We start from the raw sequence: 14,527 nt of genomic DNA, 5'->3' as shown, positions 1-14,527 counted from the left end.
GGAGTAATGTTGATGGAGGAAAAAATTAATTTATTTTATACAAATGATTTACATAGTAATTTTGAACAATGGTCGAAAGTTGTGGGGTTTTTAAAGGATGTAAAAGCACAAAAATCAGCTGCACATGAGTCCTGTTGGATCGTTGATATTGGAGATCATATAGACCGGGTTCATCCAATTGCAGAAGCATTTATGGGCAAAGCAAATGTCCAGTTAATGAATCATGCTGGTTATGATTTGGCTACAATTGGAAATAATGAGGGGATTACACTAGCTCATGATGACTTATTTCATTTATACGATGAAGCTGATTTTCAAGTTGTTTGTGCAAATTTGCATAGCTTGGATAATAAGGAACCTGACTGGCTAAAACCCACTGTGACCATTCAATCAGTTAAAGGAGTTAAGATAGGTATAATTGGGCTGACTGCGCCATTCAATGCGTTTTATGAGCTGCTAGACTGGCATATATCACCACAATATGAAGCGCTCGATAAATATGTAGAGCAGTTACAGCAGTCCACGGACATCATTATATTACTATCTCACCTTGGAATTAATGAAGATCAGGAAATAGCAAGAAGGTTTGGAGCAATCGATGTGATCATTGGTGGGCATACACATCACTTATTACGTACTGGAGAATATATAAATAATACACTTATCACTGCTGCTGGCAAACATTGCGCTTTTGTTGGCGAAGTTATTTTGACTTGGGATCATATATTAAATAAACTTGTGAAAAAAGAAGCTTATACTAAAGAGATTACGCACTTAGCAAAAGATTTGCATACTGAACAGACATTAAATGAAATGCAGGAAAAAGCTGATCAGCTGCTTGCTAAAAGAGTTGTTGTTATTAATAATCCAATTGAGGTGAGGTGGTTCAAACAGACGGAGGTTATGCAACAACTCACCAATACCTTGAAAAAGTGGACGAAATCCGATATTGCGATGTTGAATTCAGGTCTTTTACTCGACCATTTACCAGCTGGGGAAGTCACCTTAAAAGATATACACCGGATATGTCCTCATCCGATAAATCCCTGTGTGGTAGAACTAAAGGGAGATGAATTGCTTGAAGTGGTCAGAGCATCTTTTACGAAAGAATTCATGGAACTTAAGTTAAAAGGGTTTGGCTTTCGGGGTGAAGTACTTGGGAGAATGATATTTTCAGGTATGGAAGTGAAAACCAGCTTTCACGATAGTGGAGAAGAATTTGTGCAGGAGGTAACATTGCATGGATCACCAATACAAGTTGAGCGCACGTACACACTTGCCACAGCTGATACATTCACGTTTGGCAGATTACTGCCGGAGATAGCCAAGTCTGAAGTAAAACGTTATTTCTTACCTGAATTTCTTCGGGATCTTTTAGCAGAAACATTACGCACTAATTTCGCTGGTGATTAAGCAATCCTTCAACATATGAGGTTGTGACACTAAGCCTTCTTCTAGCATACATATATAATGTACAGCATGAAGGAGGCAAATACGAGAAATGATAACGGTAAATCCTTTAGAAGTAGATGGTTTGTATTTTACAGCTATTCGTGTAGAACTTCCCAAAACGAATTTATTAATGATCTCAAACGAAGTAGGTTATATTATGTGTGCTGCATTAGATGTAGATGTTTTAAATGAAAAACTAGCAGATCGTAAAGTAATTGCTGGAAGAGCTGTTGGAGTCCGTACAATAGATGACTTATTAAATGCGCCACTCGAAAAAATCACGGAGGCGTCCAGAGCATATGGCTGGCAAGAAGGCATGATAGGAAAAGATGCATTACTTAAAATAGCGTAAACAAAATGTCTTCCCATAAGGAAGGCATTTTTTAAATGGTAAATAAAATATATACATTGTAACCTAAAATGTGAGTTGCAGAATAGGCACTCGAATACCATGGTAAAGGACTTGGAACTATATTAGAAGATACATCACATACAAAAAATGGGAATCTTTAAACATACGAACTGGACTTTTTATAAGGCATGAGCGTTTATTAAAAAATGAGTGTCTGATTTTTTCTGCTTATTAAATAGCTTTTTATAGGAAGATTTGGTAGTATTTTAATTGAGGTATATGTCGAACAAAGTCGCATTTTGTTGTAGTTAGGAGAAAACCATGAGACTAGTGAGTACGAATTCAATAGAAGCTGGAACGATTCTTGCACAAACAATATATAATGAAAATGGTGTTGTGTTAATCAAAAAGGGAATGAGTCTGACAGAGAGAACTTTAGGCAGGCTATTAAATCAAGGTATTACTTATATTTACATAGAAGATAAATCTACAACAGATATTCATGCTGAATCAGTTATCCCGGATAAATTAAGAATGGAAGCCACAGAGACAATTAAAGAAACTTTTATAGAAATTAAAAATGGTGGGTTAGATAGCAGGTCTTACATTTTAAATAAAAAGGAAAAGAGGCTTACAGATGTAGTACGAAGGATCATGGAAGAAATACAAGACAGCGAAAAGTCAATATCATTGCTAACGGATATATTTATAAACGATAATTACGTATTTCAGCATTCATTAAACGTAACTATATACGCCCTGGCAATAGGTGTTGAATTGAATTTATCAACAAAGGAATTAACGGAAGTTGGATTAGGTGCCATGCTTCACGATATCGGCAAGATTTTTATTGACCCTGAAATTCTGCAAAAACCTGATAATTTAACAGATGAGGAATACGAAATTATTAAGGGCCACACCCAAATAGGATACGATTTCTTACGTAAGCACTTGGACATCCCAACCGTTATTTCTCATTGCGCATACCAGCATCATGAGAGGTTGGATGGGTCAGGTTACCCACGGGGGCTTAAAGGTGAAGATATTCATATTTATGCTAAATTAATAGGTATTGCCGATGTGTTCGACGCCGTTACAAGTAATCGGGTATACAGGGATGCTATGCTTCCCCATGAAGGAATGGAAGTCCTATATGCAGGTGCAGTCCGTTTATTTGATAAAGATATGATTGAAGCTTTTAAAAGAAGTATAGCTGTATATCCCGTTGGTTTAACTGTTGAGCTCAGTGATGGCCGGGAAGGTGTAGTATTGAGACAGAATCAGGCTCTTTGTGATCGGCCAGTAATACGTATACTGAAAGAAAAAGGATGTCGTATCGAAGCTCCTTATGAAGCAGACTTAAGCACCGTCTTAAATGTTACTGTCACCGCGTGCTTCACAGCGTAGTGAATTTAGAATTCTAACCTCCTTAAAACAAGCATACGTTGTTTTAAGGAGGTTTTTAATAATGTTTAGAAAAAGATTTAAACCAAAGTCGAATCCTCCAACTTCATTAATTCTAATGATAACGAGTGTGTTATTTATAGTAATGGTAATTATGAGCATATGGATTGTAGACCGGGGAATTAAGCCACCTCTCATGGCGATAGCAGAAGAGAAGACGATCGAGTTTGCAACGAGAACGATTAATGCTGCCGTAAAATCTACAGAAAGCATGAGTTTTGATGAGCTTGTAGATGTCAGCGTTGATAACAATGGCAATGTTGCGCGATTGAGCTGGAATTCATCGGCTGTAAATAGTGCATTGCGCATAGCAACAGAACGTGCTGAGTATTTCCTCTATGGAATGAATAAAGGAGAGACGCTGGATATGGATGACCCTGATCTGGATCCTATTGAGTATGGCGATACAGCTGATGAATTAGCAGATAAAGATCCTACTGTTGTCGAAATACCAATAGGGCAAGCTACCGGCAGTACTATTTTGGCAAATTTAGGACCCAAAATACCAGTTCATTTTGAAATCGTTGGAAGCATTCAGTCAGATATTAGGCATGAGATACAGGAGTTTGGTGTTAACGCTGTATTATTTGAAATTTTTATACCAGTTACAGTAAATGTCCAAATTGTTGTCCCATTTACGACCTCTACTGCAGAAATAAGTACAAAAGTGTTTATCGACTCCGGAATTATTATGGGAGAAGTGCCTGATTTCTATAGTCCTGGTGGAGACGGACCATCAATTTCCATTCCGAGAGAAGACTTGAATAATGACTAACTACTTGATATAATACGAGGTATAATTAAATAATGACAAACCTTATCAGATCGGTGAGGTAGAGGAGCAAACAACAGTAGTAGTCAACAGGAGAATGACACCTGTGATTGTTGGTGAAAGGGTTGTTTGCCGAAGCATAATGCGGGTCAAACGTATTAGCGCTGGTATGCTTATGGATAAGAGGCATACTGTCATGCAAACACGATGTGCATGGAGAACTACTGATCGAAATGGAGGATAACGTATATTGTAAAACAATGGTAGGTTATTTTCTATCGTTGTTTTTTTATGCTTTTTTTTAGAACTATGAAGCTAATTACGTATACCCGTACACCAGCATTTCAATGTCAATGGCCTTTCTCTTTGCATAATCTATTTAAATCAGGAGGTACATCATGGAAGGCACATTATTTTCACTATTCCCCGCACTACTTATGCTAATACTTGTACTCTTAACTAGAAAGGTTTTATTATCACTAGGTGCAGGTATTGTTATTGGGGTACTATTCATTCACGATTTCGCAATTATTAATTCCTTGAAAGAAATCTGGCTAATTTTTTATGAAATATTTATTTCTGATGGATCACTTAACACTGGTAACATTCTATTATTGTCTTTTCTTTTGTTATTAGGAATAATGACAGCATTTCTACAGGCATCAGGAGGAAGCAGAGCGTTTGGCGAATGGATGATCAAACGTGTTAAAACTCGTACAGGTGCACAAGTTATGACTGCGGTACTTGGATTAATCATATTTATTGATGATTATTTTAACAGCTTAGCAGTGGGACAAATTGCTCGTCCATTGACAGATCGTCACAAAATATCGCGTGCTAAACTTGCTTATTTTATCGATTCAACTTCAGCTCCCGTGACGGTTATTTCGCCTATATCAAGCTGGGGTGCATATATAATTGGTATATTAGGTGGCTTATTTGCAGCTAATGAAGTAACTACTATACAACCACTGGAAGCATTTATAAAAATGATTCCGCTCAATTTGTATGCATTTGCTGCTCTTTTACTCGTTTTCCTTGTTGCCTATTTAAAACTGGATATAGGAGCCATGCGCAAGCATGAAAATAGAGCAATAGAAACTGGACAACTACTCAGCCCGGATAAAGATAAAGTTCCCGGCGATCTAAGTGATGCTTTCCTTGCGCATAAAAGTGGAAAGATATATCATTTACTGGTGCCTATTGGTGTATTGATTGCAGGTACAGTTTTGTCTATGATTGTAACAGGAGCAACTGCTGCTGAAGGGCAAGTATCAATCCTAACAACCTTTGCTAATACAGATGTAAATCTTTCTCTTTTTCTAGGTGGATTAATTGCTGTATTAACTGCATTTGTATTCCACTTGCAGCAAAGTAAACCTAAAGCAAATGCAGGGAAAATTTTTTATGAAGGTCTTAAAACCATGCTCCCTGCTATTTATATCTTACTGCTGGCATGGATGATCGGATCAGTTATCGGTACATTGGAAACTGGTGAATACTTAGCTCAGCTTGTAGAGGATGCGTCCATCAGTACTGCATTCTTACCCCTTCTGTTCTTCTTGATCGCAGGGATAATGGCAGTAGCAACCGGGACGTCCTGGGGAACGTTTGGTATTATGCTGCCAATTGCAGCTGAAGTTGCTGTTGTTACTGATATAAGCATGTTACTTCCGTCATTAGCAGCTGTTTTGGCTGGTGCGGTATTTGGAGATCATTGTACACCTATATCGGATACAACGATACTGTCCTCGACCGGTGCCGGCGCTAATCATATTGACCATGTTATCACCCAGCTGCCATATGCTGTATTGGCAGCAATAGCCGCAAGTGCTGGTTATTTACTGGTAGGGATAACCAACCAGGTAGTGTTACCATTATTAGTAACTTTACTACTTGTCGTTATAATTGGTTTGATATTGAATTATGCAGTGGCTAAGCGTAACAGATAGCGAAAAATGAAATACTCTGCCTCCAACCTTTTGGAGACAGAGTATTTTTTAGAGATATAATAACTGAATAGAATAATAATGTTGAAAATTAGAAAACCTTTGACATAGTAAAAAAGTATGGTTATAATACAAACATAAATATCAGAAAAAAGTAAACATTAAAAAGATTCCCTATTACAATTGGACATCCTTTAATTGTAATAGGAAATAAGAAAAAGAGGAGGTCTATTTATGGAAACTCGTTCGCAATGGGGGACAAGAGCAGGTTTTATCATGGCGGCAGTTGGCTCTGCAGTCGGGTTAGGTAACATTTGGCGGTTTCCGGCAGTTGCGTTTGAAAATGGTGGGGGAGCTTTCTTTGTTCCATATTTATTCGCATTATTAACAGCTGGTATACCAATCTTAATTATGGAGTTCACAATGGGTCATAAGTACCGAGGTTCTGCTCCATTAACATTTAAGAGAATGCATAAGAAGACAGAATGGATTGGTTGGTGGGCAGTATTGGTTGCCTTCGTTATTTCGACCTATTACTCTGTAATTATTGCCTGGGCAATGTCCTATTCATTATTTTCATTCAATTTGAATTGGGGATCGGATACCGAAGGCTTCTTGTTTAATGATTATCTTAATTTAACGGTTGATCCTGGTCAAACAGGGAGTTTGGTTCCTGGCGTACTTATTCCATTAATTATCGTATGGGTAGTTGTTTTAGGGATTTTGGTCAAAGGTGTTAAGAGAGGAATTGAAATTGCAAACCGAATATTCATTCCGACATTATTAGTTATATTTCTTATTATTGTTATTCGGGCACTTACATTACCTGGAGCATTACAAGGTCTCGAAGCATTTTTTGCCCCAGATTTCAGTAAGATCTTATCTCCAGATGTTTGGATAGCTGCTTATGGGCAAATATTCTTCAGTTTATCGATTGCATTTGCAATCATGATTACGTATTCAAGTTATTTACCGAAGAAAACAGATATAACGAATAATGCTTTCATTGTTGGTTTTGGTAACTCAAGCTTTGAACTATTAGCTGGTATTGGTGTATTCTCTATCCTTGGGTTTATGGCTGCGCAATCTGGTGTTGCTGTAGATGAAGTAGTAGCAGGTGGTGTAGGGCTAGCATTCGTAGTATTCCCAGCGATAATTAATGAGTTTCCAGCTCTTAATGGGCTATTCGGATTCTTATTCTTCGCATCATTAGTTCTAGCAGGTTTGACATCATTAATGTCAATTACTGAAACGTATGTTGCAGGTTTGGTTGATAAATTTAAGATTTCCAGAGCAAAAGCTGTATTATTTGGTGGCGGAACTGCTGCAGTAATTTCATTACTGTTTGCTACACAGGGTGGTTTATTCTTCCTGGATGCCGCAGACTACTTTATTAATCAATTCGGTGTTGCATTCCTTGGTTTAGTGGAGGTAATTCTGATTGCATGGTTCTTGCGCAAGTTGAAGGAATTCCAGACACATGCAAATGAAGTATCAGATATAAGACTAGGATCATGGTGGACAATTAGTTTAGGAATTATTACACCGGTTGTCTTAGGTTACATGATGTTCGGCTTATTCAAGCAAAACTTATTAAGGGAATTTGCTACTGATACAGGAAATTATGAAGGATATTCCAATACATTCATTATGTTCGGCGGATGGGCTGTTGCAGCAGCAGCACTAATTATTGGTGTCCTGTTATCACTCGGCAAATGGAATACATCAAGTGAACAAAAAGAAGATTCCGAATCAAGGGAGGCAAAATAATATGAGTGGTAGTGCTATCTTTGTTATGATCCTTGGTATTGTAATCATATGGGGTGGTTTAACAGCAAGTATTACCTTCGCTGTTAAAAAGGCAAAATCAGTAAAACAACAGTAATTTTAATCAAATAATTAAGAGCCTTTACCAACGGTAAAGGCTCTTTTGCTAATCCTTGTTTCTGGCTATTTTCTCCCATTTTCTTAAATAAGGGTAAGGGTCGAATGACCATTCGCTATACCCATTATCTTTGTACATACCATAATGTAAATGTGGTGGAAACTTTCCTGAAGTTCCTGGTGGGCCATAACCGCTTGAACCAACACTACCAAGCACATCGCCAGGCTTTACAACTTGGCCAACTTCAATGTCATCATTATAGCCATTCATATGGCCGTAATAATGGTAAATATTGTAAATATCTCTAATGCCTATTCGCCAACCACCATAAAGGTTCCATCCCATCATTTCAATTACACCATACGTGGTGGATTTTATGGGAGCACCGTATCCTGCAAAGATATCAGTTCCTTCGTGGATACGTAGTCCACCGAATCCTCTTCTATCCCCCCACGTATTTCGATAGCTGTAATTATGTTGAATAGAGACGGGAAAGTCCCTATCTGTTAGGTTAATTTCCTGAAACTCTTTAAATACCTTTGACGTGTTTATGATGGTCTGGACGGTGAGGTCACGTTTATAGAAATTCCAAAGTGCAATTTTAATGTCATCCTTTGTTTGCCCATGTTCCAAAATTATATTACCTATTGTATATAAGATATCCTCCGGGTCAGAGGGGTCTGCCTTTTGATCGCCATTGCCATCTTTTCCTTTTCCATTAAAAAAAGAAATAGTTTGTTCTTCCATCATCATGGAACTGTTACCTAAACCGAACCATAATTCTGGAGGTATAGTAATAGATATTACTTGTTCGTTATCGTCGTTCTTTTTAATATTCCTCTCATAGTTGTCAATTGCTGCAAAGTAATACCATGGAATTTGTGTTAAAGCTTCTGTCTTTTTAAAAAGCGCCAATCGTTTTTCGTAAATTTCTTCTTCTGCTTGTACTGCACTAGAAAAGAACATAAACGAAATGAACGAAAATATAAAAATATATACCCTTTTGTAACTCATGTGTATCACCCCCTAATACCTAATTTTTTTCTAAATTAGATAACTATTTTCACTACTATTCTTGCCGAATGGTTAGTGGACAGAACTACTATCGAAAGTCAGCCTGTAAATTTACTCCATGTCATTTTGTTTATTATTATAGCCTTGAGGGGATTGTTTCATCTCATCAATAATCCTGTTGATAGTATTATCATAATTTTGGTTGGTAGTCGTTGAATTATGCAGGCTGTGGATATCATCGATCAAGACTTCGTTATCTGATACATATATATCAAAATATCTTGGTAATACAGACATTGCAGTTTTCTTAGCTATGTCAGCAGCTTCCACCTGCTCAAATTCATCATTCTTCAGGTAAGCGATTAATACTTCCTCATCTGTGACAAGTGTTGCTACTTCATCGAATCCATCACTATCCAGTATAATTCTAGTTATCATATTAGCCATCTCAGTCCGGTCTATCGTAACTTCGCGATTTCTATCTGCATCTAAATCATTTTCTTCCTTGGTATAACGTACATAACCCAGTCGATCATTAAGTTCGTTATCCATTTGCTGTTGCTCAGTGCCTCCGGTAGGATCTAGTTCATTCATCATTCGGTTTCTGTCATCCACGGCCTCATTTGTATTTCCGCATCCTACTAATGCAGCTAGAGCAAGCAAAGTAATTAATTTTCCTCCTATGAATGTTTTCATTGTTTCTCTCCTTTTTAGCATAAGTTATTTTCCTTTTTAGTTTGCTATATAGTCAAGAAATCATGCACACAATTAATTTGTGGTTGGTTACAAGAGGTGGAAATATGATAAACTAGATACAGTTCAAGAGGGGTGATAGTGGTGATTGAATTACAAGGGAATACGTATGAAATTACAGAAAACATAAAAGAAGGATTCCAGGAAGAATCAATAAAAGAACGCTATTCTGACATATTATCCAAATATGATTATATACTGGGCGACTGGGGATACGAACAACTGAGGCTTAAAGGATTTTATAATGATCAAAATCCAAAGGCTGCAGTAGATACGAAAATTAGTTCTTTGGATGATTATTTATATGAGTACTGTAATTTTGGTTGTTCCTACTTTGTATTAAAAAAAGTAAATAAAAAGGATTAGCAGCCTAGAGCAGTCTGCTAATCCTCTTGTTGCGGGTGAACATCCCCTGGTTCATCATGGATAGGATGAGCACCAGGCGTTTGTCTTGGCAAATCTTCATGCAACTCCTTGTATGGATAAACAAATGCGCTTTCACGGAATTGCCCTTTTCCCCAGGGTGTTGACTTGCTATACACTGGCTCTTCTTTATTTATTGAAGAACCAAAAGCTCCTTCTGGAAACTCTTCAGGAATGAGAAGGTTTCGTTGGTTAGTTACATTTGAAAAATCAGAATACTTCTTAACATCTTTGTTTGACATAGCTTGACATCCTCTCTTACTCTGTAGCTTATACAAATGAGAGTCGTTATATTATGCCAAATTTTGTTATTAATCTAAACGGCTACATCTTATATAACCTCTGAATTTCTTCTCTATTATTTTACCTAGACGAAAGATTGCATCCTCATTACCGTTACAGCTCATAATTTGAATACTTATTGGCATTTTATGCTCATCTGTACCAACGGGGATAGTTAAAGAGGGCAAACCCCAAACATTTGCATAAGCAACATATGGCATGTATTCCAAGAAGGTACGTCGGATAGAAAAAATCTCCTTGAATACATTACCGTGAAGAAGAGCCCCTGAATGATATACAGGAAAAATTAATAATCGATCAACCAAGTACTCAGCTAAATTATCTTCTTCCCGCTTAATAATTGCTTCTATTTCACGGATTCTATTTTTAGATGGCTTGAAGAGTTTGGCACCAATAATTGCCCATGATAAATATGGGTGAATACTCGTTCGTTCAGTTAACTTCTCTTTGAAAAAAGAAGTTATTGGATTAGACCGATCATGGTTATAGGCTTCTTTCTCAATCAGTTCGCTGCCATTAATAGACATAATTTCCTGCCAAAGCAAGGCACTGTCTTCAAAAAAGGGAGGGGTGCTTCGCTTTATGGAATAGGATGTCGTCAGAAAGTTTTCCACTGCATCTAATATACCTTTTGTGTTATCTGTTAACGGGTAGTTTATATTATTTGGTAAGATTTCAATTTTATAATCATTTAAAGATTGTGTGGAAGTTGAATTATAAGAAATTATATTATATACAAGCTCCATATCTCTTACAGATTTACCCATAGGTCCCACTGATAACATTCTTTCTTGTAATTTTTCATCAATGCGGGGGAAATGTCCCTCAGCCGAAACTTGAAACATACCAGGCTTAAATCCAACGACTCCATTAAAGTGACTTGGGAATCGAATGGATCCACCTATATCAGATCCTATACCAACTGAAGCGCCACCAACAGCTAGCAAGGCACCTTCACCACCACTGGAACCGCCTGCAGTTCGGGTCACATCCCAAGGGTTATTTGTTCGACCATATAATTTATTTTCTGTCTCCTGGCAAAAGCATAGTGCAGGAGTATTTGTTTTCGCAATTATAATTGCACCGGCTTTTTTAAGTTCAGTAATAACGTCTGCATCGTATCTTGCTATTAAATCCTGGCGATGTTCTAAGCCACCAGTTGTTTTCATATTAGCGACATGGAGAGATTCCTTTACACTAATAGGGACACCATGTAAAGGTCCGATGGTTGAGCTGGAAAGCAGAAGTTGATCCATTTCTTTTGCCTCAGTTAAAGCTTGCTTAAAGCGCTCCTCAACAACAGCATTAATAACAGGATTCAGCTTTTTAATATGGTTAATATATGCTGTTACTGCTTCCTCACTTGTAAATTCCTCATTTCGAATCGACTCAGCGATTCCAAAAGCATCCATTGAAAGGACTTTTTGATCAAGCGGTGTTATATAATTACTCATTCATCATTCTCCTTGTTTTAAATTAAGTAAGTAATACAGACGAGACCAAATGTTAATGACAATAGTTTTAGATATGTCATATTCATTATGCAAATTGCTAAATTAAAGTGTTGATAGTAGCCCATAAAACTAATATAACGAACATCTTTTAATGTAGCTTCATCCTTTAAAACCTCATTTTTATTGGCTATGGTAAGCCTCTTCATAATTCTGACATAATTTTAACTATATCATGATTTCCATTTTTATTCATGTGCGGTCTGAAACATCTGCCGAAAATAAATGTAAGTAGCGATGAGCAATTCCTACTGATTTGTTTTAAAGAAATGAAGAGATTTTATATAGGTATACAAGTTACACAGTGAATATAGCCTTAGTTCACTTTTTTCTTAAAAAATAATAGTAAAGAACCAAATTATAACCAATTAAAACCAAATAATAGTAAATTATGGTAAATAATCATTACTTAATGACTAAAAAAAACAGAAAAACCAGTTTGAGATTATTTGGTTTATTTAAAGTTACTAGGTAATAAGGACTGTGATAAAAGTGCTCTGATTTGTAACATAGTTGACATCTTTTTTATTTGTGTGATTATTTAAAGTAGTTGGTTAATACGATGGAAAAGAATGTTTAAATTACCAACAATGTATAAAACAGGGAAATGATCATATTCCGTTTTCCCGGAACGTTTTAAACACCTACTATATATAAAGGGATGAGGGTGGAAAGATGCTTGAATCAAAACGTAAAGCAATTATTTTCTTCTTAATCGCAATTGTATTAGCAGCAACATCGGGATTTCTTGTGCTTAATAAAGTTCAAGCATTAAATACGAACTTAGGAACTATGGTGAATATTTATGTCGCTGATAAGGCCATTCATTCAAGGACTATTATCACACCTAATGATATTACTACAGATGAAATACCTAAAAAATATAAGCGGGATGATCACATCGAAAACGTTGAAGATTTAATCAACAAAGTTTCGCTTGTTCCGTTGTCTTCCGGGGATGTTATTACGAAGGGAATGTTAAAAGAAGCTTCCTCAGTAACAGAGGCTGATAACCGTTTGATCACATTGACGAAATCGGAAAAAGTGTATTTTGACGAGTCTTTAGACGCGCTAGATCGTGTGGATATTATTGTTTCTAACAGTTTTGAGTCTGAGCCCGTTACTGAAATTTTCATGAAAGATGTAAAAGTTTCCAGAGTGGCTAGAGACGATGGAGAATTTGTGGGGGTTTTACTAGAACTTCCTTTAGAGGCAGTTCCTAAATTAATTCATATGCAAAACTATGCAGATAGTGTACGAATTGTAAAAGCAAATGTAGGGCAGATGCAAACCGAAGAGAATGAAGAGTCAACAGAGGTTGAAACCGAGGTTTCTGAATCAGTCGAGGAAAGTAAGAATGACAGTACAGAAAATAATCAAGAGAAACAAAAGGAAGAAGAAAACGAAAAGGAAGACAAAGCCGGCGAAAAAAAGGATGACAAAAAGAGTGAAGAAGAGGATGAAAACGATGAAACGTAAACAGCGTGCATTATGTCATTTAGCTGGAGGCAACAAATGAACAAAATCAATGATTTATACATTATAGGAAATAATGATGAACTAATAACAACCATTAAGGAGCAAATAACCGGGGAATTTCAACTGCATTTTGTAGAAGCATATGAATTGAAAAAACATGATGCGCAACTGATTCTAATTTTGAATTCAGAAGACAATTCAGCTGTTGATGATGCACAGCTTGTATTATCCGAATTTCCCAATGCATATATTATTTGTGTAAATACGGGAGAGGATTTCACCGTATTACGCGGGTTGATCCGGTTGGGTATTTCAGACTATTATGTTTTCCCGGGTGAGGAAATTCTTTTTAAAGAGAGGCTTTATGCCCTAGCGAAAAAAGCTTCTAGTCTGATGGATCGAACATCGGAGACTGACACTTTTAAACGTGGCGGTGGAAAGGTGTTTGCCTTTTACAGCGGGAGTGGTGGTACTGGTAAATCCTTAATCAGTACAGCATTTTCCCAGACAATAAAACTGGAATCAACGGCTAATGTGCTCTATATTGATTTGAATTTCCAATATGGTGGAGCTGAAACGTTTCTTGGACTGGACAGCAGCCGCTCGATTATTGATTTAATTCCAGTAATTGATGAATTAAATGAGCATCACATAAGAAATGTTGCGGAAATAGAGAAAAATTCTAATCTGCATGTATTAGTAAGTCCAAGAGATGCTGAAATGGCAGAGAAAATTACGGAAGATGTTATCTTACGCCTTCTGCGTGCAAGTAAACGGAGTTATGACTTTATCATTGTAGATCTACCTGTGTGGATGGATGAGAGGGTATTCGCAGCACTGGAAGAAGCCCATCGTATCTATTATGTAATGAATATCGATACAGTTGCAATCCGAGTGTTAAAAAATGTGGAGCGTTTATTTCAACGACTTGGAATTATCACAAAAGACCGACTGGAACTTGTTATGAATTTTAAGGGGAAAGATAAAGAGTTAACAAAAAAAGATATGGAGAGATTTGTCGAATATACAATCGCTGCCGAGATTAGAAGGGATAAAGGAGTTCAGAATTTTATTAACCAGGGTGAACCATTACGGAAAGTAGCCAAAGAGAAAAAGCTGTCACCCCTGGCAAAGGATGTTAACAAATGGGTTCACTCTATGTTGAAATAA

General features: G+C 36.9%; 14 protein-coding genes and 1 riboswitch. Of the genes, 10 read left to right on the top strand and 4 right to left on the bottom strand.

What is annotated here, in order from left to right; translation table 11 throughout:
* The first annotated feature begins 12 nt into the window (after positions 1-12).
* The 7 genes from QGM71_RS15740 to QGM71_RS15710 all read left to right on the top strand — a co-directional run bounded on the left by QGM71_RS15740 (position 13) and on the right by QGM71_RS15710 (position 7,874).
* Positions 13-1,413 (top strand): bifunctional metallophosphatase/5'-nucleotidase, encoded by a 1,401-nt coding sequence (locus QGM71_RS15740; protein WP_327608518.1) that lies wholly within the window; start codon positions 13-15, stop codon positions 1,411-1,413.
* A gap of 88 nt (positions 1,414-1,501) precedes the next feature.
* Positions 1,502-1,804, top strand: a complete 303-nt coding sequence (locus QGM71_RS15735; RefSeq protein WP_327608517.1) for a YunC family protein — start codon at positions 1,502-1,504, stop codon at positions 1,802-1,804.
* Positions 1,805-2,125: 321 nt separating this feature from the next.
* On the top strand, positions 2,126-3,211 hold the full coding sequence (locus QGM71_RS15730; protein WP_327608516.1) for an HD-GYP domain-containing protein: 1,086 nt from the start codon (positions 2,126-2,128) through the stop codon (positions 3,209-3,211).
* Positions 3,212-3,272: 61 nt separating this feature from the next.
* Entirely contained in the window at positions 3,273-4,043 is a 771-nt protein-coding gene (gene yunB / locus QGM71_RS15725) for a sporulation protein YunB (protein ID WP_327608515.1), read from the top strand.
* Positions 4,044-4,094: 51 nt separating this feature from the next.
* A riboswitch (Lysine riboswitch) is annotated at positions 4,095-4,272 on the top strand.
* 166 nt (positions 4,273-4,438) lie between these two features.
* Positions 4,439-5,992: a Na+/H+ antiporter NhaC family protein gene (locus QGM71_RS15720; RefSeq protein ID WP_327608514.1), complete on the top strand. Its 1,554-nt coding sequence runs from the start codon at positions 4,439-4,441 to the stop codon at positions 5,990-5,992.
* 231 nt (positions 5,993-6,223) lie between these two features.
* Positions 6,224-7,759 carry a sodium-dependent transporter gene (locus QGM71_RS15715; RefSeq protein ID WP_327608513.1) on the top strand — a complete coding sequence of 512 codons (1,536 nt, stop codon included), beginning with the start codon at positions 6,224-6,226 and terminating at the stop codon, positions 7,757-7,759.
* A gap of 1 nt (position 7,760) precedes the next feature.
* Positions 7,761-7,874 (top strand): methionine/alanine import family NSS transporter small subunit, encoded by a 114-nt coding sequence (locus QGM71_RS15710; RefSeq protein WP_327608512.1) that lies wholly within the window; start codon positions 7,761-7,763, stop codon positions 7,872-7,874.
* Positions 7,875-7,922: 48 nt separating this feature from the next.
* Here QGM71_RS15710 and QGM71_RS15705 read toward each other — a convergent pair whose 3' ends face one another.
* Entirely contained in the window at positions 7,923-8,888 is a 966-nt protein-coding gene (locus QGM71_RS15705) for a M23 family metallopeptidase (RefSeq protein WP_327608511.1), read from the bottom strand.
* A gap of 111 nt (positions 8,889-8,999) precedes the next feature.
* A complete protein-coding gene (locus tag QGM71_RS15700) occupies positions 9,000-9,584 on the bottom strand; it encodes a YhcN/YlaJ family sporulation lipoprotein (protein WP_327608510.1) in 585 nt (194 codons plus the stop codon).
* Between the two features lie 141 nt (positions 9,585-9,725).
* Between QGM71_RS15700 and QGM71_RS15695 the strand changes: the two genes are divergently transcribed.
* Entirely contained in the window at positions 9,726-10,007 is a 282-nt protein-coding gene (locus tag QGM71_RS15695) for a YutD family protein (RefSeq protein ID WP_327608509.1), read from the top strand.
* Positions 10,008-10,024: 17 nt separating this feature from the next.
* On the opposite strand, the gene QGM71_RS15690 is transcribed toward QGM71_RS15695, so the two are convergent.
* Positions 10,025-10,306 (bottom strand): hypothetical protein, encoded by a 282-nt coding sequence (locus tag QGM71_RS15690; RefSeq protein WP_327608508.1) that lies wholly within the window; start codon positions 10,304-10,306, stop codon positions 10,025-10,027.
* Positions 10,307-10,375: 69 nt separating this feature from the next.
* Entirely contained in the window at positions 10,376-11,821 is a 1,446-nt protein-coding gene (locus tag QGM71_RS15685) for an amidase (protein WP_327608507.1), read from the bottom strand.
* Positions 11,822-12,553: 732 nt separating this feature from the next.
* On the opposite strand from QGM71_RS15685, the gene cpaB reads away from it, so the two are divergent.
* Positions 12,554-13,357, top strand: coding sequence for a Flp pilus assembly protein CpaB (gene cpaB / locus QGM71_RS15680; protein WP_327608506.1), 804 nt, complete (start codon positions 12,554-12,556; stop codon positions 13,355-13,357).
* 36 nt (positions 13,358-13,393) lie between these two features.
* Positions 13,394-14,527 (top strand): AAA family ATPase, encoded by a 1,134-nt coding sequence (locus QGM71_RS15675; RefSeq protein WP_327608505.1) that lies wholly within the window; start codon positions 13,394-13,396, stop codon positions 14,525-14,527.

Origin of the sequence: Virgibacillus tibetensis, from assembly GCF_036026595.1 — a bacterium.
Taxonomy (GTDB): domain Bacteria; phylum Bacillota; class Bacilli; order Bacillales; family Amphibacillaceae; genus Virgibacillus_P; species Virgibacillus_P tibetensis.
Note: the sequence above shows the minus strand (reverse complement) of the source record. Positions and strands in the feature narration are given on the sequence as shown.

Coding starts and splice junctions, on each gene's coding strand:
- QGM71_RS15740 (WP_327608518.1), top strand. CDS start 13: ATGGAGGAAAAAATTAATTTATTTTATACAAATGATTTACATAGTAAT.
- QGM71_RS15735 (WP_327608517.1), top strand. CDS start 1,502: ATGATAACGGTAAATCCTTTAGAAGTAGATGGTTTGTATTTTACAGCT.
- QGM71_RS15730 (WP_327608516.1), top strand. CDS start 2,126: ATGAGACTAGTGAGTACGAATTCAATAGAAGCTGGAACGATTCTTGCA.
- yunB (WP_327608515.1), top strand. CDS start 3,273: ATGTTTAGAAAAAGATTTAAACCAAAGTCGAATCCTCCAACTTCATTA.
- QGM71_RS15720 (WP_327608514.1), top strand. CDS start 4,439: ATGGAAGGCACATTATTTTCACTATTCCCCGCACTACTTATGCTAATA.
- QGM71_RS15715 (WP_327608513.1), top strand. CDS start 6,224: ATGGAAACTCGTTCGCAATGGGGGACAAGAGCAGGTTTTATCATGGCG.
- QGM71_RS15710 (WP_327608512.1), top strand. CDS start 7,761: ATGAGTGGTAGTGCTATCTTTGTTATGATCCTTGGTATTGTAATCATA.
- QGM71_RS15705 (WP_327608511.1), bottom strand. CDS start 8,888: ATGAGTTACAAAAGGGTATATATTTTTATATTTTCGTTCATTTCGTTT.
- QGM71_RS15700 (WP_327608510.1), bottom strand. CDS start 9,584: ATGAAAACATTCATAGGAGGAAAATTAATTACTTTGCTTGCTCTAGCT.
- QGM71_RS15690 (WP_327608508.1), bottom strand. CDS start 10,306: ATGTCAAACAAAGATGTTAAGAAGTATTCTGATTTTTCAAATGTAACT.
- QGM71_RS15685 (WP_327608507.1), bottom strand. CDS start 11,821: ATGAGTAATTATATAACACCGCTTGATCAAAAAGTCCTTTCAATGGAT.
- cpaB (WP_327608506.1), top strand. CDS start 12,554: ATGCTTGAATCAAAACGTAAAGCAATTATTTTCTTCTTAATCGCAATT.
- QGM71_RS15675 (WP_327608505.1), top strand. CDS start 13,394: ATGAACAAAATCAATGATTTATACATTATAGGAAATAATGATGAACTA.